This is a genomic window from Bradyrhizobium sp. RT6a (genome assembly GCF_040547675.1).
In the GTDB taxonomy this organism is placed as follows: domain Bacteria; phylum Pseudomonadota; class Alphaproteobacteria; order Rhizobiales; family Xanthobacteraceae; genus Bradyrhizobium.
On the sequence record NZ_JBEPQC010000001.1, the window covers coordinates 325,469 to 344,944 of the forward strand.

General features: G+C 64.5%; 20 protein-coding genes. 11 read left to right on the forward strand and 9 right to left on the reverse strand.

The window, feature by feature from the left end:
• The first annotated feature begins 88 nt into the window (after positions 1-88).
• The 3 genes from ABIC03_RS01710 to ABIC03_RS01720 are packed head-to-tail and all read left to right on the forward strand — an operon-like array spanning position 89 to position 4,007.
• Positions 89-2,860, forward strand: a complete 2,772-nt coding sequence (locus tag ABIC03_RS01710) for a xanthine dehydrogenase family protein molybdopterin-binding subunit (RefSeq protein ID WP_354054996.1) — start codon at positions 89-91, stop codon at positions 2,858-2,860.
• Positions 2,857-3,381 carry a (2Fe-2S)-binding protein gene (locus ABIC03_RS01715; RefSeq protein WP_063992642.1) on the forward strand — a complete coding sequence of 175 codons (525 nt, stop codon included), beginning with the start codon at positions 2,857-2,859 and terminating at the stop codon, positions 3,379-3,381. The genes ABIC03_RS01710 and ABIC03_RS01715 overlap by 4 nt, the downstream gene beginning before the upstream one ends.
• Positions 3,382-3,389: 8 nt before the next feature.
• A complete protein-coding gene (locus ABIC03_RS01720) occupies positions 3,390-4,007 on the forward strand; it encodes an Isoquinoline 1-oxidoreductase subunit (RefSeq protein WP_354054999.1) in 618 nt (205 codons plus the stop codon).
• A 120-nt stretch (positions 4,008-4,127) separates the two neighbouring features.
• Here the strand turns inward: ABIC03_RS01720 and ABIC03_RS01725 are convergent, their stop codons facing one another.
• On the reverse strand, positions 4,128-7,223 hold the full coding sequence (locus ABIC03_RS01725; RefSeq protein ID WP_354055002.1) for an autotransporter domain-containing protein: 3,096 nt from the start codon (positions 7,221-7,223) through the stop codon (positions 4,128-4,130).
• A 371-nt stretch (positions 7,224-7,594) separates the two neighbouring features.
• Between ABIC03_RS01725 and ABIC03_RS01730 the strand changes: the two genes are divergently transcribed.
• On the forward strand, positions 7,595-8,392 hold the full coding sequence (locus ABIC03_RS01730) for a helix-turn-helix transcriptional regulator (protein ID WP_275167137.1): 798 nt from the start codon (positions 7,595-7,597) through the stop codon (positions 8,390-8,392).
• 68 nt (positions 8,393-8,460) lie between these two features.
• The gene (locus ABIC03_RS01735; protein ID WP_354055005.1) at positions 8,461-8,811 is read left to right on the forward strand and encodes a hypothetical protein; all 351 of its coding nucleotides are present in this window, start codon (positions 8,461-8,463) and stop codon (positions 8,809-8,811) included.
• Positions 8,812-8,925: 114 nt separating this feature from the next.
• Here the strand turns inward: ABIC03_RS01735 and ABIC03_RS01740 are convergent, their stop codons facing one another.
• On the reverse strand, positions 8,926-9,630 hold the full coding sequence (locus ABIC03_RS01740; protein ID WP_354055007.1) for a GrlR family regulatory protein: 705 nt from the start codon (positions 9,628-9,630) through the stop codon (positions 8,926-8,928).
• Positions 9,631-9,969: 339 nt separating this feature from the next.
• On the opposite strand from ABIC03_RS01740, the gene ABIC03_RS01745 reads away from it, so the two are divergent.
• Positions 9,970-10,419 (forward strand): hypothetical protein, encoded by a 450-nt coding sequence (locus tag ABIC03_RS01745; protein ID WP_354055009.1) that lies wholly within the window; start codon positions 9,970-9,972, stop codon positions 10,417-10,419.
• A gap of 64 nt (positions 10,420-10,483) precedes the next feature.
• Here ABIC03_RS01745 and ABIC03_RS01750 read toward each other — a convergent pair whose 3' ends face one another.
• From ABIC03_RS01750 to ABIC03_RS01765, 4 genes are all read right to left on the reverse strand, one after another.
• The gene (locus ABIC03_RS01750) at positions 10,484-11,305 is read right to left on the reverse strand and encodes a tetratricopeptide repeat protein (protein ID WP_354055011.1); all 822 of its coding nucleotides are present in this window, start codon (positions 11,303-11,305) and stop codon (positions 10,484-10,486) included.
• 32 nt (positions 11,306-11,337) lie between these two features.
• Complete coding sequence (locus tag ABIC03_RS01755; protein ID WP_354055013.1) at positions 11,338-12,021, reverse strand: substrate-binding domain-containing protein; 684 nt, start codon at positions 12,019-12,021, stop codon at positions 11,338-11,340.
• Between the two features lie 18 nt (positions 12,022-12,039).
• Positions 12,040-12,741 carry a GrlR family regulatory protein gene (locus ABIC03_RS01760; RefSeq protein ID WP_354055015.1) on the reverse strand — a complete coding sequence of 234 codons (702 nt, stop codon included), beginning with the start codon at positions 12,739-12,741 and terminating at the stop codon, positions 12,040-12,042.
• A gap of 195 nt (positions 12,742-12,936) precedes the next feature.
• The gene (locus tag ABIC03_RS01765; protein ID WP_354055017.1) at positions 12,937-13,971 is read right to left on the reverse strand and encodes a glutamine synthetase beta-grasp domain-containing protein; all 1,035 of its coding nucleotides are present in this window, start codon (positions 13,969-13,971) and stop codon (positions 12,937-12,939) included.
• A 541-nt stretch (positions 13,972-14,512) separates the two neighbouring features.
• Here ABIC03_RS01765 and ABIC03_RS01770 point away from each other — a divergent pair.
• Complete coding sequence (locus ABIC03_RS01770; protein WP_473301368.1) at positions 14,513-14,713, forward strand: DUF2735 domain-containing protein; 201 nt, start codon at positions 14,513-14,515, stop codon at positions 14,711-14,713.
• 114 nt (positions 14,714-14,827) lie between these two features.
• Here the strand turns inward: ABIC03_RS01770 and ABIC03_RS01775 are convergent, their stop codons facing one another.
• A complete protein-coding gene (locus tag ABIC03_RS01775) occupies positions 14,828-15,139 on the reverse strand; it encodes an MliC family protein (protein WP_354055019.1) in 312 nt (103 codons plus the stop codon).
• 71 nt (positions 15,140-15,210) lie between these two features.
• Between ABIC03_RS01775 and ABIC03_RS01780 the strand changes: the two genes are divergently transcribed.
• Positions 15,211-15,984: a tyrosine-protein phosphatase gene (locus tag ABIC03_RS01780; protein WP_354055021.1), complete on the forward strand. Its 774-nt coding sequence runs from the start codon at positions 15,211-15,213 to the stop codon at positions 15,982-15,984.
• Here the strand turns inward: ABIC03_RS01780 and ABIC03_RS01785 are convergent.
• The gene (locus ABIC03_RS01785; protein WP_354055023.1) at positions 15,974-16,717 is read right to left on the reverse strand and encodes an SGNH/GDSL hydrolase family protein; all 744 of its coding nucleotides are present in this window, start codon (positions 16,715-16,717) and stop codon (positions 15,974-15,976) included. The two genes, ABIC03_RS01780 and ABIC03_RS01785, sit on opposite strands and share 11 nt — an antisense overlap.
• Before the next feature lie 117 nt (positions 16,718-16,834).
• On the opposite strand from ABIC03_RS01785, the gene ABIC03_RS01790 reads away from it, so the two are divergent.
• The 3 genes from ABIC03_RS01790 (at position 16,835) to ABIC03_RS01800 (ending at position 18,715) form a co-directional block, all read left to right on the forward strand.
• Complete coding sequence (locus ABIC03_RS01790; protein ID WP_354055025.1) at positions 16,835-17,515, forward strand: SDR family oxidoreductase; 681 nt, start codon at positions 16,835-16,837, stop codon at positions 17,513-17,515.
• 112 nt (positions 17,516-17,627) lie between these two features.
• A complete protein-coding gene (locus ABIC03_RS01795; protein ID WP_354055027.1) occupies positions 17,628-18,314 on the forward strand; it encodes a DUF2161 domain-containing phosphodiesterase in 687 nt (228 codons plus the stop codon).
• A gap of 95 nt (positions 18,315-18,409) precedes the next feature.
• A complete protein-coding gene (locus ABIC03_RS01800; RefSeq protein ID WP_007591844.1) occupies positions 18,410-18,715 on the forward strand; it encodes a hypothetical protein in 306 nt (101 codons plus the stop codon).
• A 78-nt stretch (positions 18,716-18,793) separates the two neighbouring features.
• On the opposite strand, the gene ABIC03_RS01805 is transcribed toward ABIC03_RS01800, so the two are convergent.
• Positions 18,794-19,423 carry a GNAT family N-acetyltransferase gene (locus ABIC03_RS01805; protein WP_354055029.1) on the reverse strand — a complete coding sequence of 210 codons (630 nt, stop codon included), beginning with the start codon at positions 19,421-19,423 and terminating at the stop codon, positions 18,794-18,796.
• Between the last annotated feature and the right edge of the window lie 53 nt (positions 19,424-19,476).

Sequence of the window (19,476 nt, forward strand, 5' to 3'; positions counted from 1 at the left end):
GATTCGCGCTGGCGCGCGCCTATGCCCTTCGGACATCGCATGCTGACGGCATCCCGATGTTCTCGAAATTCTGTACAAGGATATGATCATGGGGACTTCGCGACGCGAGTTCGTGAAGTGGTTGTCGGCGGGAGGCATCTCGGTCAGCCTGTCACATCTGGCGTCCGCGGCCGGTGTGCCCTTCGCAGCGCACGAGACGCTGCCTGGACGCGGCAAGTTCAATCCCGCGACAACGGGCGCCGGCCGTGTCGACGGCGTCGCCAAAGTCACCGGCGCAAAACTTTACGCCTCCGACTTCCGCGCCAACGATCTCCCCGGCTGGCCGCAGGCCACCTCGCACGCCATCCTGGTCCGCGCCAACGAAGCCACGCATGTCTATACCGGGCTGGACCTCGCCCGCCTCGGCGGCGCGCTCAAGCCGTCGGTGGTGGTGACGGCCGCCGATCTCGACCGGATCGGGACGCAGGTGCCGGAATTCTATGCGGGCGACCTGTTCTGTCCGGTCGGCAAGACGCCGCTTTATCTGGGACAGCCGGTCGCGCTTTTGATCTTCGAGAAGTTCGACGCCTTCGACCAGGCGCGTCTGGCGCTGCGCGACGGCACGTTCGTCCAGTTCGGCGAGGAGACCGGGCCTGTAGTCGTCCCCGATTACGGGGCCTTCCGCTTCACCCGCGTGGCAGGTCCCTCACCTGACAAACCGGATGTCTATTCGCCGCTCCAGGCCGGCTGGGTCTCGCCCAAGAAGGTCCAGAGCGCGGCGCTGCCGGTGTGGTCGCCGCTCGCGAAGGAGATGCCGGCGGATTACGCCAAGGCGGCGAAATATGGCGAGCAGATCCGCGCCGAGCTTGCAGCGGATGACGCCTCCACGCTGGTGCTCGACCGCGAGTTCGAGACGCAATCGGTCGACCCGATGTTCCTGGAGCCGGAATGCGGCCTCGCCTGGTACGACGGCAAGGGCGGCAATCTCGAACTGCTGCTCGGCGTCCAGTCGCCCTACGAGGCAGCTGAATCGATCGCGCATCTGCTCGGCAAGGCCCGCGCGCCCTACAAGCCGGCGCACATCAACGCGCAGTTCGCCCATGTCGGCGGCGGCTTTGGTGGCCGCGATCACACGCCTTTTATTCTCTATGTTGCGCTCGCGGCGGTCTGTTTTCCCGGCAAGCCGGTGCGGCTGGCGCATGACCGCTACCAGCAGTTTCAGGCTGGCATCAAGCGCCACGCGATCAAGATGCGCTCGCGCATCGGCGTCGATCGCGCGACCGGCAAGATCAAGGGGTTCGCCGCCGATCACGTGCTCGACGGCGGCGGGCTCGCCCATTTCTCGGCCAGCGTCGCCGTCGTCGCAGCCACTGGTGCAATCGGCATCTACGACATTCCGAAGGTCGACGTCAGGACCGTCGCGGTGCACTCGCGCGGCGTAAGCGCGGGCTCGATGCGCGGCTACGGCATCCTGCAAGCCATGACGGCGCTGGAGGTCCTGATCGACGAAGCCGCGTCCGAGCTCAAGCACGATCCGATCGATTTTCGGCGGCGCAATGCGCTGCCGCAAAACGGCCGGACCATGACGGGCAATCCCTACATCGTCTCGGTGCGCACGCCCGAAATCCTCGACAAGCTCGAGAAGCACCCGATCTGGCAGCAGCGGGCGCAGTTCAAACAGACCTCGTCGGATCGACTGGTCGGCACCGGCGTCGCCTGCGTGACGAAAGACTATGGCTCCGGCGCGGACGGCTCGCTCGGACGCGTGGAGCTTGGACCTGACGGCAAGATCGTCATCTATTGCGATCATGTCGAAATGGGCAACGGCATCGGGACGGCGCTGGCCAACCGGGTCGCCGGTCATCTCGGCGCCATCGCCGACGAGGTCTCGGTCGCCCGCGTCGACAGCTATGACGTGCTCGGGCTGGTCACATCAGGCGATCCCTCCACCATCGATCAGAAGACCCAGGATGCCGCGGAGAAAAATCCGCGCTGGGTGCCCGCGATCAGCTCGCCGACGAGCTCCTCGATCGGCGCCCATGTCGGCACGCATTCCGCCGCGGAAGCCGCCCGCGTCATTTTCCGCTTCGGCCTGTGGCCCGCGGCGATTGAGCTGTGGCACATCGCAAAGAGTGATCCGCGCGCACGGAAATGGGACGCCGCAAGCTGGCAGAACGGCCAGCTGACCATGCCCGGCCTCGAACCGCTCGCCCTCCCGGCGCTCGCGGCGACGGCTCACACGCGCGGCTTCGTCACCGGTGCGGTCGCGCACAGCTTCTCGCGCTGGGCGTGGTCGCGGGCACGCTTCCCGCTGTCCGGCGAGCAATATCGCGCCGAGATCGACGCGCTGGCGATCCGCAAAGGCAACGGCAAGTTCGAGCGGATCAACCGCACCAGCGTCAAGTTTCCGCCGACCGAGAACAACCGGATCGGCACCGCCTACACCTCGATGTGCGGCACGGTTGTTCGCGTCGAGATCGAGCGCGCAACCGGGAGCTTGCGCATCGCCAAGGCCTATAGCGTGCTCGAATGCGGCACCGCGCTCGTGCCCGAGGTGGTGATGGGCCAGGCCCAGGGCGGCTTCGCCATGGGCGTCGGCTACGCGCTGCTCGAAACCCTGCCCCCGTTCGAGGGCGGGCCGGGCAACGGCGAATGGAATCTCGGGCGCTATCTGGTCGCACGCGGCTCCGACCTGCCGCTCCGCGATCTCGAGATCGAGATGCTGAAGCCGCAAACGGCAGACGAAGCACCGAAGGGCATGGCGGAGGTCGTGATGATCCCGATCGTGCCGGCGCTGATCAACGCCATCCACGACGCCACCGGCCATCGCTTCCGCGCGCTGCCGGTCACCGCAAGCCTATTGAAGGGAGTGCTCGCGTGACGACCCTCAGCCTCACCATCAACGGCCAGAAGCACGGTCCGATGGACGTCCGCGACGATCTCTCGATGAACGATTTTCTGCGCGAGATGCTGGGCATGACGGGCACTAAGTTCGGCTGCGGCGCCGCGCAATGCCTGAGCTGCGCCGTCATCGTCGACGCGCCCGACGGCACCAGCACCACCAGCCCGACCTGCGTAGCGCCCGCCGTGAATTTCGACGGCAAGTCGATCCGCACCGTCGAGGGGCACGCCAGGGACGGCGAGCTCTCGACCCTGCAAAAGGCGTTCATCGCGCACTTCGCCTTTCAGTGCGGCTATTGCACCGCCGGCTTCCTCAATGAGGGCCAGGTGTTGCTGGAGCGCCTGTCGCGGACACCGGTCGCGCGGGAGGCGCTGGAGCAGACCATCGCGGATGCGCTCGACGGTCATCTCTGCCGCTGCACCGGCTACATCAAATATCACGAGGCGGTGCGCGACGTGATCCTCGCCGACTCGAAGCGCTACCTCATGGCCACCAAGTGACACGCACCATGATCTCCGACGTGCGGTTCAAGATGATTGCCGTGGTCGCCGCCCTCGCCGTTAGTCTCAGTGCGGGCTATGCGGCATCGGAGACGGCAGGCCACGCCCTCGCCTCGCCCGAGAGCTTTGCCTCGATCGGCGACACAGAGAAACGTTCGGCCGCAATCTTCACCGAGCTCGGCAAGGTGCTGACGCACCCGCGTTGCACCAATTGTCACCCGGCCGGCGACAGGCCGCACCAGGGCGACAATGCCCGCCTGCATCAGCCGCCGGTCACGCGCGGCGCTGACGGCCATGGCCTCGAGGCGATGCGCTGCAACAGCTGTCACCAGAAGGCCAATTTCGAGCCCGGCCGCATGCCCGGCCATCCCGAATGGCATCTCGCCCCGCGCGAGATGGCTTGGGAGGGCAAGACCGTCGGCGATATCTGCGAACAGATCAGGGATCCCGCGCGCAATGGCGGGCGCAAGGTGGAAGACCTGATCGACCATATCGGCAAGGACACCCTCGTCGGCTGGGCCTGGAAGCCCGGCTTCGGCCGCACGCCCGCCCCGGGCACGCAAGAGCAGGCCGGCGCGCTGGTCGAGGCCTGGGTGAAGACCGGAGCGGCGTGTCCGGCGCCGTGACGACGTCGAAGTGGTCCGTTCCGCGAACGGCGTTCAATCAAACTTGTCTTCCACGCCGAGCGTCATCATGTCATGGCGCGGCTTGATCGTTTCCGACGGCACCGCTGCCACCCGAGGAGTTCACCACGCATATCGCACCACGCCCTTGCCGGCGTAGCTGCGCGTCACGTTGGAGAACTCGCCGTCGAAAGTCGCGGCGGTCGACCAGCCGTTCATCCATTTGGTTTCGGCGGATGCGGTGAGAAGCGCGGAATCGCTAGCCTGCGGGGCGCCGTTGACGAATAAGCTGGCGCCCGGCAGCGTCTGGAACGTCGCACCGATGCCGCGGTCGGAACTGAAGTCATGCGCCCAGGCCACGCGGCCGCGCAGCGTCAGCATCGCGCTCTGCATGGCGAAGGATTTGTCGGCGCGCACGCCGAGTTCGCTGCGGGTGTCGGTCACGCTCTTCGCCGTATAAGCGAGCGTAAAGGTGTTGTTGCCCGAGATGACACCTTCCGCATAGGCCGGCAGTTCGAACGTGGTGAACTGGCCCGCCCCGTAGGGCGTGAAGCCAATTCCGCCGATCAGGGGCGCCACGAAGCGGTAGCCGCCCTCGACGCGGCCCGACCAGGCATTGGCGTTGAACTGCGCGCGCAGCCGATCGATGCCGGCGACGGTAACGGTGCGATCGGTGGTGACGTCCTGCCAGCCATAGGCGAGCGCGCCGGAGACATAGGCGGCGTCGATAGTGTGCCGAACGAACGCGCCGGCCTGGAACAGGTCGGAACGCCCGGTGCCGTTATTGGCGACGCTGAAACTGGTGCCGCCGCCGGCCAGCGAGAAGCCGGCGATGGTAAACGGCGAGAAGCGATAGTCGGCGCCAACAGCTGTGCCATAGACCTGCGACGTCGCCGCATTGGAGCCGGTCACGTTGTTGCCATCCGTCGTTTGCGAGCCGCCGAAGCCGGCCGCCCATACGCTCCAGCGCTGCTGGAATGGCACCGCAGCTGGCGCCTTGGTGTAAATCGCCGCCAGCGCATCGCTCGGATTGCGTTTCTTCGCGGCATGCGCCAGCGCTTCCGCGTCGGCGTAACCTGGCGCCGTGCCGGGCGTGTTCCCGCCTTCGTCCCTCCCGGCAATGAACGGGTCGGTCATGACGCCCATGAACTGGTTCATCGCGTTGAACGTGGATTGCTGCGATCCCGTTCCGGTCTCGCCGGCCGCCTGCGAGAGCCCCTTCGGCGACATGTTTGCGAACACTGCGGGAATGCCGCCGGTGGTGTTGAAGAACTTCGTCAGCGCGTCGCCGACCGCCTGCTGATTGGGGTTGAGGCCGCCTGGAATGGCGAAACTCAGCACCATGTCCAGGTAGACGTTGTTGGCATCGTAGCTCAACGTCGAAGAAAAGTTCGATGGCGCACCGGAAGTAATCACGCCACCGAAGGTACCGCCGACGCCACCGGTCGCGGTGAGGATGGTGTACTTCTTCTGCACATAGGTCCCGGGCGCAAAGCTGGCGCCCACCGCAGCGCCGCCAAGCGTCGCTGTACCGTTGACGACCGCAAAAGAGGCGGTCGTGGGGTCGATTTGGACCAGATATTGCGCGGCCGCCTGGAACGCGAGATTGCCTGTTATCGCCATCGACGAACCTGGCGTGCCGTTGCCAGGCGCAAAGATGCCGGAGATCGTGCTGTTGGCGCCGGTCACTGTGCCGGCGCCTTGCAAAACGGCGAATGTCTGGTTGAAGCCGTTCAAATCCAGCGTCGCGCCGCCCGCGACCGAAAACTGGTCGCTGGTCCCGAACGCGGCGGCATGTCCGGCGCGCAGCGTTCCGCCGTCTACTATCGTTGCGCCGCTATAGGTGCTGGCCGCCGAGAGCACCAGCGTGCCGACGCCGTTCTTGTTCAGTCCCCAGGTTCCGGCGTCGACACCCGTGCCGCCAGAACCGGTCTGGTCGGCGATGCCGTCCGAAAGCGTTTGCGTCGCACCGCCGCCGGGCTGGAAGTTGAGGATGCCGTTGCCTTGAAGGAAGATGCCGGCTCCGAAGGCAGAACCGCCACTACCTGCCGTGCCATTGTCCACGCCGCCAAAACCGTTGCCGCCGGCGCCGCCGACTCCCCCGGCGACGCTGCCGCCGTTGACGTTGAACGCGCCGGCGATCGTTAGCGAGCCGCCCTCCTGAACGAACAGCGCGCCGCCCAATCCGGCACCGCCGCCTCCGCCGCCGCCTCCGCCACTCCCACCGTTCGCCGCGATGCTGCTGCCGTTTCCGGCGCCGCCACCGCCAAATCCTCTACTCCCGCCCGTTCCGGCCACCTCACCCAAGTGGTCGGCCCCGCCGCCGCCGCCGCCGCCGCCGCCAACGCCACCAGCGCCTCCCTGATGGCCCGCTATCGAGTGCCCCCCTGCGCCGCCGCCGCCAAATCCCCCTGTGCCGCCTCTGTCGTCCGCAGCGCTATGACCGCCGCCGCCGCCGAATCCGCCTTGGCCATTGCTGAATATAGGACTTCCACCGATCCCGCCGGCGCCTCCATCGCCGGCACCTCCGCCGTTAATGCCACCGGGGGAACCGCCGAAACCTTGTCCGCCACTTGCCGCGCCCACGACAATGCCCGCTCCACCTCCGACCCCTGTGTCGCCATCGGCGCCGCGTCCGACACCGCCACCGGCCCCACCCCCTGCATTGCCGCCGAGACCGCCGCCTCCGCCGCCGGCCGTTCCTGCGCCCGGCACGCCGTCACCGCCGACAGCGCCGGCGCCGCCCGTTGCGTTGTTGCCCGAAAGAACGACGTTGCTCACGGTCACATGGCCGCCGCTCGCCACGAACAGCGCGCCGCCGGCACCGAGTCCGCCAGCGCCGCCCCCGCTACCGAATCCAATGGTGCCCCCATTGCCGCCGAGCGCCTGGGTGTTCTGGATCGTCAGATTGTTGACGGCGACAGTGCCTGCGTAGACAAAGAACCCGCGCTGCACACCACCGCCGTCCAGCCTGAAGCCGCCGCCATTCACCGTGACGTTGCTGGTGGTGTTGAAGGCGCTCAGCGTGTCGGCCGCTGCGCCAGTCAGCGTTATGTTGTTCTGGAAATTGATGACATAACTCGCGCTGGCATTGCTGTCGGCCTGCGCGATCGCCGCCGACAGGCCGGCGCTGTCGGACACATTGATGACCGTCTGGGCGTGCGCACAGGTGCAACCGATCAGGGCATAAGCCGTGCCGCTCAGGAGAGCTGATCGCATTAGAAGCTCGCGGCGCTGTCGACGGGCAGGCAGATTCTTCACTTCATTGCTCCACCGCCGGCACCCTGGCCGGTGGAAGCTGCGAGTGCCGGAATAGCGCCTGAGAGGACGAAGAAAGGGTCGGGCCATCGCCTGTCCGTCCGGCCTTCGCCGGGCCATCTAAGCCGGGCGCGCCCGTCGTCGTACGCATCGCTGATCTCCCAATGTCGCTACGCTGAGAGAATCCGTCTTCCCAGTCACGCCGCCGAATATCGCGCCGCTGGATAGGTCTGAGAACTACCTAGAAAGGTGGTTCGCCGTGCTTTATGTATGCCCGCGCAGGTCGGCGACCTCTGAGGTCGGAGAAACTCTGCACGCGCACTGGGAATGACATGCTTCTCTCCACGGATCCCATCGATCCGCAAAATCAAGAAATCTATGCGCTCTGGGATCAGTTGGCCGACTTCTCGGTTGCCGATGGTGATGCGGCGCTGACCCACCTGATGTCCGCACTGCGAACCATGTTGTCGGCACGCAATGTGCTGTGGGGCGTGGTCGTGCGATTGCCTTCGCCGAAGCGGGCCGATCCCCTGCTCGGCTGGCGTCCGCGCTTCGTCAGGGTGCTGGACCCGATCCCCGCGGTCGCGGCATCCGTGCAGAAGCAGTACGATACGCTCTGGTCCGACGACGTCGACCTGTCGCAGATCCTGTCAATGTCGGGCGATGAGCCGTTCCGCGTCCGCCTGCTGTTCGAAACGCTGCCGCCGGAATGGTTCGAGGGCAAGCACTATCGGCGGCACTATCTGGATGTCGGCTTCGCCGACAGCATTTCCGTGCGCATTGCGCTCAATGACGATTTGAGGATTCGCCTGTTCGTATTTCGTGATGCGCAGCAACCCCGCTTTACGGCACAGGACGGCCAGCGTCTGGGCTTCGTGATGCGCGCCTTGAGATGGTTTCACCGTCAACAATTGCTCAGCCACGGACTGCTCATCGCCAACGCGCCCCTCACACCCGCTGAACGCCGGGTGCTGCTCGGACTGCTCGCCGGGGACACGGAAAAGCAGATCGCACAGAAGCTCGACCAAAGTCCGAACACCACGCATTTCCACGTCAAGTCGATCTACGCCAAGTTCGCTGTGCGCAGTCGCCAGTCGCTCGCCGCGCTGTGGCTCGGCAGGCTGCGATAATGGGCGAGCAAATGTATTGCTGCTCGATTGTTTCGCCGTAGGATGGGAGCACAAGCTGGAGGGGTGAAATGACTTCTTTTCGAAGGTTGGTGATGGGGATTGTCGAAGCAATGGCGGTGCTCTCGATACTTTTCGGCACGATTGTCGGAGGACTTTATGGTGCAGCGTCTGGAGCGGTTTGGTCGAGCATTTTCGGAATTTCTCCCAACGTTGACATCCGGTTGCAAGGCATGGGCCAGGTAGCGACTACTGGAGTCGTGTTCGGGGTTATCATTGGCGCTATTCTAGGATTTGTGGTCTCGTCAACATTTGGAGGCACCGTCTTCTTTTTTGCCCAAATTGAACGGAACACCCGTAGTCCATTGGAAAGAGAACGCTCTGAAGAGCCGACACAATATCGGATCGCCCCGCGCTTCTAAGCATCCGCTGACGACTCAATGTCGTAGTTGGGTCACTTGCCGATATCGGCCCAAGTCGCACGTCAGGCCTGCTCTACCTTCGCAAGCGGACACCCAGAATTCTAAGCAACCGCCCTACGCCCGCCGCATCAGCTTGAGCGAGGCCGCCAGCCGCAGGCTGCGCTTGCCGGCAAGTGCGATGCCTTCGAGCTCACCGCTGTCGGCGGTGCAGGTTCCGGAGAAGCCGATCCCGACCTCGTTGCCGCCGAACACGAGGTTCTCGCCTTTCGCCGGCGTGTGCTCCTGGTTGAGCATCTCGCCCTTCCAGCGGCCGTCCGCCGAGGAATAGGAGCCGAGGTAGTAGAAGAACGCATCTCCGCCCAGGATGCGGCCGTCCATCAGCAGCATGACGCCGGAGAGCCCGGCATCGACGCCGTCGAGCGCGCGCAGATGGATCGCATAGAGCCCGTTCACGACCCCGCCCGGACCAACCGTCCCCTGCGGCGGCAACCCCTCGTCATCGAGCCGCGTGAGATTGGCCCAGAAGCCGGCGCCCGGCATCGTGTCCGCGCTGCCCGCGAGACGGATCTGGTTGCCGACGAGCCGGCCGCGTGCGCCGATCGAGGCGACGTCAGCCCCCATCAGCGGCTGGTAGTTGGGATCGTCGTTATGCCGTTCGGTGATGACTTCGGCGATGATCTCGCCGTCGCGCTCGAAATAGCTTCCGAGATGCGCGAAGGCCGAATTGCCGCCCAGCAGCTTGCCCTCATGCATGCACATGATGCTGCGGCCGAAGGCATCGTTGACGCCGTATTCAACCTTGTAGAGCCCGTCCAGCAACGCAAGTGACCCGCAAAATCAGAAGGAAAGCACGCGCTACCTAGCACCGCCATCGCATCAAGGCCATCGGGCTTTTTCGCGCAGGGCCATTCGCGAAGCCACACCCTGCAATGATGCCATCATGCGCCTGTTTTGCCCGACGGCGCAACCGATTTCGGCATTTCCGTAGGTGGCGATTTCAACAGCATTGCAGAGCTGTGATTTCAACTACTTGGCTACTGTGCATGGGGTTGTTTTTCGACTTTTTGTTTTGGCCGGGTCGCGAACGGCCCTTAGGCACTGACCAAAGCCGGCTTCGAACCCGCCGGCTGAGGCGCACGACAAAGCAGCATGGATCAAATGGAGCCATCAGCCGAGGCGCAGATCGCAACCCTCATCGCAAGCGCGGCGAAGCTGCCGCTGCTCGATGCCGCGTTCGAGCTCTGGCTCCGACGCTATCAGCTGGACTCGATCGAGGGGCGCCCGACCGCCGCAGAGGTCCGCGTCAACCGCACCCTCACGCCGGAGCGGAGCAGCGCGAAGTACCGCCGGGATCGCGACCACGCCCATAAGGGACCGACGTTCGGTTATGTGAAGCGTGCTCATCCCGGCGCCGATGACACTGCGATCAGGCGGGCCATCATCACCGCCGTCAGGTTCGAGGACGCGACCTTCACGCATTTCAGCTGGGACGGCGATTTCTGGGACTGCGTCGTCCGCGCGGTGGCAATGGCCTCCGCGCACTATCCGGATTTTCTCGAGACGAGCTATCGCGACGCCCGCAACAACGTCGCCTACTCCTACAAGTGAAGCTAGAGCATGATCCGGAAAAGTGCGCGGCGGTTTTATAAACCTAAAGCGCGTTCATCGCGCTTTAGAAGCACAGCGTGGTGACGAGCTTGCCCTGCTTGTCCTTGATCGCATAGGGACAGCGCAGCCGCTCCAGCGCCTGCTTGGCATCCTCATCGCCGAGCGCCGCGGCGCGCTCGTAATAGGATTTCGCGGCGTCCTTGTCCTTTGGCCCGCCGCGGCCTTCCTGCGCGAAGGCGCCCATCCGCTCCAGCGCGCCGGGATGGTTTTGCGCCGCCGCCTTCTCGAACAGCGCGCGCGCCGCGGCGTCGTCCTTTGCCCCGCCCGTGCCTTCGGAGAGCATCATGCCGAGCTGATACTGCGCCTCCGCATTGGTCTCGGCGGCCTTGCCGAGCAACGCGCGCGCCTGTGCTGGATCGGCCGGCGCGGCACCGCCGGTGCCGCCGAGCGCGGCGAGATTGCTGATGCCGCGGGGATTGCCGGCCTGTGCCGCCTTCTCGAACAGTTTGCGCGCCTGCGCTTCATCTCTGGCGACGCCGGAGCCGGTGCCGTAGGCCACGCCGAGCTCGACCATCGCCGCACTCGATCCCTTGTCGGCGGCCTTGCGCCAGGCAGCCATCGCGTCCGCCGTCTGCCGGTTGGCCGCATAGGCGCGGCCGAGCGCGAACATCGCGCGCCGCGATGATGGCGCAGCCTGCTTGCAGAACTTGATGGCGGTCGCAACGTCGGAGGCCGCAATCTCCGTCACGCCCCTCATATCGGCCGGCTTGTCGGGATCGCTGGGATCGGCGGCGACGCGGTCGCATAGGACGAGATCGGCCGATTGCGCATGCGCCGATAACGGCGCCGCAAGCGTGAGAAGGATGGCAACGAGGAAAGTCCGCATGGACGCCACGTTGCGTTGCCGTCCCGGCAAATTCAAGGCTCGAGTCCCGATTGGCGCAGCACCGGGACGACCTCCGGCGATGCCAGATAGCGCAGCAGCCGATCCGCGGCGTCGGCGTGCTCGGCGCTTGTCATCCTGCCGGCGGAGAACACGGCCGGCGTCTGCAGATCGTGCGGGATCGGGCCGACCAGCTCGATGCCTTCGACCTGCTTCAGCTCGCTGATCTGCTGCACGGCGAGGTCAGCCTCGCCGCTCACGAGCCGCTCCGCGGTAAAGCCCTGCTCGACGATGGTGGCTTTGGCGTTGATCTCTGCCGCGATCCCCATCCGCGCGATCAACCGGACGAAATAGACCCCGCTCGCGCCCAGCCGCGAATAGGCCACGGACCGCGCCGCGAGCAGCGTGTTGCGCAGTGCGGATTCCGTGGCGATGTCGGGATGTGCTTGCCCTGCCCGCACCGCAATGCCGACGAAGGAGCGCGCGAGATCGGCCGCGCTCCCTGCGACGACGCGGCCCTCGCTGATCATCTCGTCGAGGCCTTCGCGGGTGAGGATGACGAGATCGGCAGCCTCGCCGTCGCGCAACCGCTTGAGCAGTGCCAGCGTCGGCGCGAAATCGGCGTCAATGTGGACGCTGGTCGCGGTTTCGTAGGCGGAGAACAGGCTGCGCATCGCGCCCATCAGGCCGAGCGTCGAAAGCATGCGTATGTTTTCCATCAGCGATTCCCGTGGCGATCAGGCGCGGTGCATCAGCTTGAGCGCGGCGGTCAGGCGCAGACTGCGCTTGCCGGCGAGCGCCGTTGCCTCCAGCACCGCCTGCTCGGCATCATAACTGCCGGAGAACCCGATGCCGACCTCGTGGCCGCCGAAGATCGGATCGTCCTTGGCCGGCGTGTGCTCCTGATTGAGGACCTGGCCCTTCCAGCGCCCGTTGGCGGCGGTGTAGCTGCCGAGATAATAGAACGATGCATCGCCGCCGAGGATGCGGCCCTTGTTGAGCAGCATCACGCCGGTGAGACCACCGTCGACGCCATCGAGCATGCGCAGATGCACCGAGTAGAGCCCATCGGCGATGCCGGCCTCGCCGACGCCGCCGGCGATCGGCATCTCGTCTTCGGTGATCGGTGTCATCAACGATTGAAAGGGTACGCCCGGCAGCTCCTTGAGCTCGCCCTTGAAGCGATAGAGATCGCCGTCGGCCCAGCCCTTGGCCAACAGGGTCGCATCGTCCGTGCCCGCCATGGCGCGATAGTTCGGATCGGGGTTGTGGCGGACGGTGTCGATCACGACATCGACGCCTCCTTCGGTCTTCGTGTAGGTGCCGATATGGGCGAAGGCCGAATTGCCGCCGAGCATCTTGCCGTTGCCGGCATGCATCACGCTTCGGCCGACCGTGTCGCCGAGCTGAAATCTCACCTTGTAGAAGCCTTCAAACACCAGCCGTCCCCGGCCCTGCGCGCATCCAGACGCACTCTATCCCGCTTTCGGCGGCGATGGACAAGTTTCCCGCCATGATGTCCGAGGAGTCTCCCGCAACGGCTGTCATCAGAATGAAAAATCCGCCGAAGCCTTTCGGCTTCGGCGGATCGAAGTCCAACCCGGGCCAGCCCCCCAGCCCGGGCCGGGAGGATCTTAGGCGGCGGCCTTCTTGTCGGCCGGCACGGAGGCGATCGTCTTCAGGATCTGCGAAGCGATCTGGTATGGGTCGCCCTGCGAGTTCGGACGACGGTCTTCCAGATAGCCCTTGTAACCGTTGTTGACGAAGGAGTGCGGCACGCGGATCGAAGCACCGCGATCGGCAATGCCGTAGCTGAACTTGTTCCAGGGCGCGGTCTCGTGCTTGCCGGTCAGACGCTTGTCGTTGTCCGGGCCGTAGACGGCGATGTGGTCCATCAGGTTCTTGTCGAAGGCCGCCATCAGCGCCTCGAAGTACTCCTTGCCGCCGACCGTACGCATGTACTCGGTCGAGAAGTTGGCGTGCATGCCGGAGCCGTTCCAGTCGGTGTCGCCGAGCGGCTTGCAGTGGAACTCGATGTCGATGCCGTACTTCTCGGTCAGGCGCAGCATCAGGTAGCGGGCCATCCACATTTCGTCAGCGGCCTTCTTGGAGCCTTTGCCGAAGATCTGGAATTCCCACTGGCCCTTCGCGACTTCCGCGTTGATGCCTTCATGGTTGATGCCGGCAGCCAGGCAGAGGTCGAGATGCTCTTCGACGATCTTGCGGGCAACGTCGCCGACGTTCGAGAAGCCGACGCCGGTGTAGTACGGACCCTGCGGGGCCGGATAGCCGGAGGCCGGGAAGCCGAGCGGACGGCCGTCCTTGTAGAAGAAGTATTCCTGTTCGAAGCCGAACCAGGCGCCGGAATCGTCGAGGATGGTGGCGCGCTTGTTGGTCGAGTGCGGGGTCTTGCCGTCGGGCATCATGACTTCGCACATCACGAGCACGCCGTTGGTGCGGGCGGCATCCGGGAACACCGCGACCGGCTTCAGCACGCAATCGGAGCTGTGGCCTTCAGCCTGCTGGGTGGAGGAGCCATCGAAGCCCCAGAGCGGAAGCTGCTCGAGCGTCGGGAACGACGCGAATTCCTTGATCTGAGTTTTGCCGCGCAAGTTCGGAGTCGGCGTATATCCGTCGAGCCAGATGTACTCGAGCTTATACTTGGTCATTGAGCCTCTCTGTAGATGATGCGAAAGGTGGGGGCCGCAGGCCCCCGCACGATTGTTTACCCGGCCAACATCGGCCGACCCCTCCCAAGCATTTAACGTGCCAAAAGGCCGCAGCGCGGGAGGTTTTCCACCTCAACCGGCCTCCTCTCCCGCCCGGCGGATGGTCGACTGCGCCGTGCGTCATAGCGGCGCACCTTTGCGTGAAGCTGCACCGCAAAAATCCCGCGGAAAACGCCCGATTCTGGAGCAGGCAGGCTGGCGCCTGAGGTTGCCGACTAAACGCGCATCAACGTCCGGCAATATTCGCCAAGTCTGTGCCCGTCGCCCGCAACCTTCGCAATGGCCCACGCGTTAGCCACCCGACCGCTGCCTTAGAGGAAGCAGAATGCAGTCTGCCTACAAAATAGGCCAAGGCTGATTTCCTTTTCAGCACTTTGCATTTCGGAATGCACGGCCGATATGGGGATTCCAGTAACCACAAGCCAACGAGTCGGGCGCACCATGGAGGCCCAGCGCTGCGATCTCGGGAGATACCGCAATGATGAACAATGGACTGAGTCACGGATCTGCACAGATCTATCAATTCCCTGTCGGGGGCCGCTCGGCTCTCGGGGGGCGCCGCAACGGTGAGACCCGCCTTCCCGCCAACCACGCCTCGCTCCCCGCGAACGAGACGATTTGCAGCGGCAGCTGGTACCATCAGGAAGCAGTCGATGAAGCCAAGCCGAAATGGGATCGCTGATGCCCGCGTTCGGTTCAATACCGCCGCGCCCTCTCAAGCGTCCGGCGTCAGTTTGAAAAAGGGTCGAAACAACGAAGTTTCGGCCCTTTCTGATTCCTGCGGCAATACCGCCGTTCAGATGCCCGCGCAGGCCGTGACCGGCCGCTTCAGATGCTTGACCGTGGTGCTGCCGGTCTTGCCGATCACCAGCGTGATCCCCGCCGCCGAATAGCGCGCGCCGGAGACCGTGATCCGCTTGGCGAGCGTAACAGGCTCGCCGTCGATCTGGAGGAAGGCGCGCTTGTCGGCATCATAAAACCCAACGATGAACTGCGTACCATCGACGCACCGATAGGTCCGGAACGTCTGCGCATCGGCCTGCCGCGCTCCGATCATTGCGCCCGCCAGCATGGCGACCGTCAAAAGAATGGCCTTGTGCCGGCCCATGATCGCCCCCTGTAATAGATCTCAAGGACGCCCGTCGTGCGTCCAATGGAACCATAACGCAAGTTGATCTCATGCAAGACAAGTCCCCGCAAGACAACTCCGGACAAGACTCCCCTGCCCGCCATCTCGCCCTGCAGGGCGCCAGCAATTTTCGCGACCTCGGCGGCTATCCGACCGCAGATGGCCGTACCACGCGCTGGCGGCACATCTTCCGCTCCAACCATCTCGGCCAGCTCACTGCTGCCGATGTCGAGATCGTCCGCGCGCTGGGCGTGCGCAGCGCCTTCGATTTTCGCGGTGTCGAGGAGCGCGCGGCGGGCGTCTGCGTGATCAACGAGATCGCCGTGCATTCGCTGCCGATCGAGCCGACGGTCGTGGCTGCGCTGCGCGCCGAGCTCGCCAGGGGCAGGCTGACCGCGCCGGTCGCGCTCGAACTCATGCGCGAGTCCTATCGCAATTATGTCCGCCACAACACAGCCAGTTTCCGCATCCTGTTCGCGCATCTCCTGGAGGACCGCGCGCCGCTCGTCATTCACTGCACCGCCGGCAAGGACCGCACCGGCTTTGCCAGCGCCCTCATCCTGCATGCGCTTGGCGTGCCGGATGACGTCATTGCCGAGGACTATCTGCTGACCAACCAGCACTACAAGCGCGATGCGACGGCTGCCACCGATCTGCCCGAAGACGTACGCAATGCCATCGGTAGCGTAGAGGCGTCGTACCTTGCCGCAGCTTTCGAAGCTGTCGGCGCCGAATATGGCGATCTCGAAACCTATCTGCGCGACGGGCTCAAGCTCGGCGCGGCCGAGCGGAGCGCGCTCAAGGAGCGCTATCTCAAGTCGTAATCAGGCACGGGCATCTTTGCGTTGCACCGGTCGCCGTCAGGATCGCCGAACGCAGAGCCCGCGCGACTTGCATGGTGCTCCAGTCGCTCTGGTGCAGCTTCAACTCGTCGTCCGGCGCGAGCAGTTGCTCGAGCGAGGCGTTGTTGTGCTCGTTCCAGTGCCGCATCAGGGCCCAGCGCTGGAACAAATTGACTTTGGCCTCTTGCGCGGCGGCCCGGATCGCCGAGACCATCTTCTCCGAGAGCTTGGCATTGTCGCCGAGCATGGCCGTGACGTATTGCGGGTTGATAAGAATGACATCTGTGGCCGGATGATCGCGCAGGCGGGCCAATCCCTCGGTGATCTTAGCCACCACCTCATCGAAGTCGAATTCGTTGCTGCGAAACACGGCGTTGGTTCCGACCTGCCAGAGCACCAGCGAAGGATTGTCGGCAAAGATGTCGTCTTTGAACCGAGCCACTTCTTGCGGCGCTTCTTCGCCGCCCTTGCCACGGTTGAGCACGTCGATCCGGATGTCCCGATGGGGATCGTCATCCTTGTAGTGCTTTCTCAAATACAGCTCGAGCCGCGCAGGATATGCGACGACGTTGCCAAGTCCGGCCGTCGAGGATGACCCCATCGCCACGATGCGCACGGGCCCCCTTCCGCCCAATGCCTTCCTGAAGTTCGGCAGCGGATACTGCAAGTCAACGATCGCAGCAGGAAACTCGAGGGTCGGCAAATTGTCGGTCATGAAACAGCCTCCTCCACGATCTAAAGTTGCATCTTAGCCCAATCTGGAGCCGGCCGCCATTGCAAGTCCAGTTCGGGCCGCGCAATAGTCGGCGACAGGTGAAGGACGGAGAGTCTCGTGCAGGGAAAAGTCATTGTGGTGACCGGCGCACTCGGCGCGCTCGGCAAGGTGGTCGCCGAGACCGCACTGGCACGCGGCGCGCGCGTTGCCGGCATCGACCATGCGCCGTCGCAGATCCCCGCGATGCCTGAACGCATCGAGATCGGCGGCGTCGATCTGTCCGACGCAGCACAAGCAAAGACGGCGGTCGAGGCGGCGGCGAAGCATTTCGGCCGGCTCGATGCGCTGATCAACATTGCCGGCGGCTTCGCCTTCGAGATGGTCGGCGACGGTGACGTGAAGACATGGCAGCGCATGCATGCGCTCAACCTGCTGACGGCGCTCAACGCCTCGCACGCGGCGCTGCCGCATCTGGCCGCGTCCAAGGCCGGCCGCATCGTCAATATCGGGGCCATGGGCGCGCTTCAGGCCGGCTCCGGCATGGGCCCCTATGCAGCGTCGAAAGCCGGCGTCCATCGCCTTACCGAGGCGCTGGCGAGCGAGTGGAAAGACAAAGTGACCGTGAACGCGGTGCTGCCCTCGATCATCGACACCAAGGCCAACCGCGCCGACATGCCAAAAGCCGACTTCGCCAAATGGGTGACACCGCAGGAGCTCGCCGAAGTCATCCTGTTCCTCGCCAGCGATGCCGCCAGCGGCGTCACCGGCGCGCTGATCCCGGTCGGCGGGCGGGTGTAGTCGCATACCGGTTTGCTTGTCTTTGCGCCGGCTACGATTCTATCGAAGCCAGGAAAGCTCTACACTGCCCGCAACTGATTCCCCGATCGGACATGATACTCGGAAGCTTCCTTTGGAAACCACGCTCTACCTGCCTGTCAAACGGTTCCTCGAAGAGCTCGGCTTCACGGTCAAGGGCGAGATCGGCGGCTGCGATCTCGTGGGCCTCAGTGCCGGCAATCCGCCAGTGGTGGTGATCGGCGAGCTCAAGCTGAGCTTCAATCTCGAGCTGATCCTTCAGGCGGTCGATCGTGCACCGGCTGGCGACGAAGTCTGGATTGCCGCAAAGATGTCAGTGCGCGGCAAGGGACGCGAGACCGACGCACGCTATCGCAATCTCTGTCGCCGCCTCGGCTTCGGCATGCTCGGGGTGACCGACCAGGGTCAGGTCGAGGTGCTGGTGAAGCCGCCGACGGCAGCCCCGCGCCGCGAGCCGAAGGTGCGTTCGCGCCTCGTCGCAGAGCATCAGCGCCGCCAGGGCGATCCGGTGCTGGGCGGCAGCACCCGCGCGCCGATCATGACGGCCTATCGGCAGCAGGCGCTGGCCTGCGCCTCGGAACTCGCGGCGGGTCCGCGGCGGGTGAGCGAATTGCGCCAACGCTGGCCCGATGCCGGCAAGATCATGCTTAACAATGTGTATGGGTGGTTCGAACGCACCGAGCGGGGAATCTACGGGCTGACGGAAGCGGGCCACGCGGCGCTGAAACGCTGGCCACAACAGCTGGTTGCGGATGTTGCCGGTGTCGCGTCACCACCCTGACACCCAGCCCGTGCATAGCTGAGATGCCACACCGATTTCATATTGCAATGCAACATGGACGGCACTAGGTATCCCGGCATCGAAACGAGGCCGTTATGAACGCAGACTGGAATACCAAATATGGCACGCGGCGCGTGCGCCACGATCCCCCGACTTTGGACGAGGCGATCTTCGCCGCCGTCGGCATCACCGACGATCAGGAGCAGCAGGCCGAGATCGCCGCAGCCCTGATGGGAATGCCGCTCGATGTCGTCCAGGCCGAGGTCAAGAAACAGGTTCGCACCAACAGCCGCATCACCTCGACCCGCGTGATCGCCGGCGAACAGGGTGCGCAGCGCTCGGTAGTGGTCGAACGCCGTGTCGTCCGCCGCTTCGGCAACGACAAGCGCACCGGCACCTGACGCTTAGCTCGTTATTTTGAATACGAAAGCGGACCGGTTTTGCCGGTCCGCTTTTTGATTCCAGTCGGCTTTTTCAGGTCAGGCGGCGCGATTGCCATAGATGCTGGAGATGATCTTCCAGCAGGTCGAGTTGAAACTGATAAGAGCGCGGCCGGCCGTGAATGGCGAGGCCGCGAGATCAGCAAGTTCGTCCCCAGGCGCCTTGGCAAGATCAATCGTACCGGTCGATTCGCCATGACGGAATTGCAGATGCGCCCCGAATTTCCTGGCGAGCGCCCGCATTGCGTGGTTCTCGGCGCCGGTGGTGATGCGCAGGCGCTTGTAGCCTTTCCAGCGCGCTTCCGCGATCAGGCGGCTGAACAGCACGGTGCCGACGTTCTGGCGCCGCGCCGAGGCTTCCACGCTGAAGGCGACCTCGGGCAGCGAATCCCCCTCGGGCGGATGCAGCTCGGCCGCACCGCGGACCACGCCGTCGACGATATAGGCGACGATCACGGTGCCGTCCTCGGCACAGCGGGCGGCGTAACGCTCGATAAAACTGTCATCGAGAAAACCGTTGAAGCGGTCGTGCCGGCTTTCGGCATCGAGCCTCAGCAGGTGATCGCGCAAGAGCGGCAATTCTTCCTGCTGGCTCAAGGTGCGCACGTAGCCCTGAACGGACTTCGGGCGATTGGTTAGTTCAAGTCCAAAATCTGCTGCGAGTGACAAGTCAAAACTCCTCTTGGTATCCCTCGAGGAGGCGTTCGAATCCCTAGGCCTCC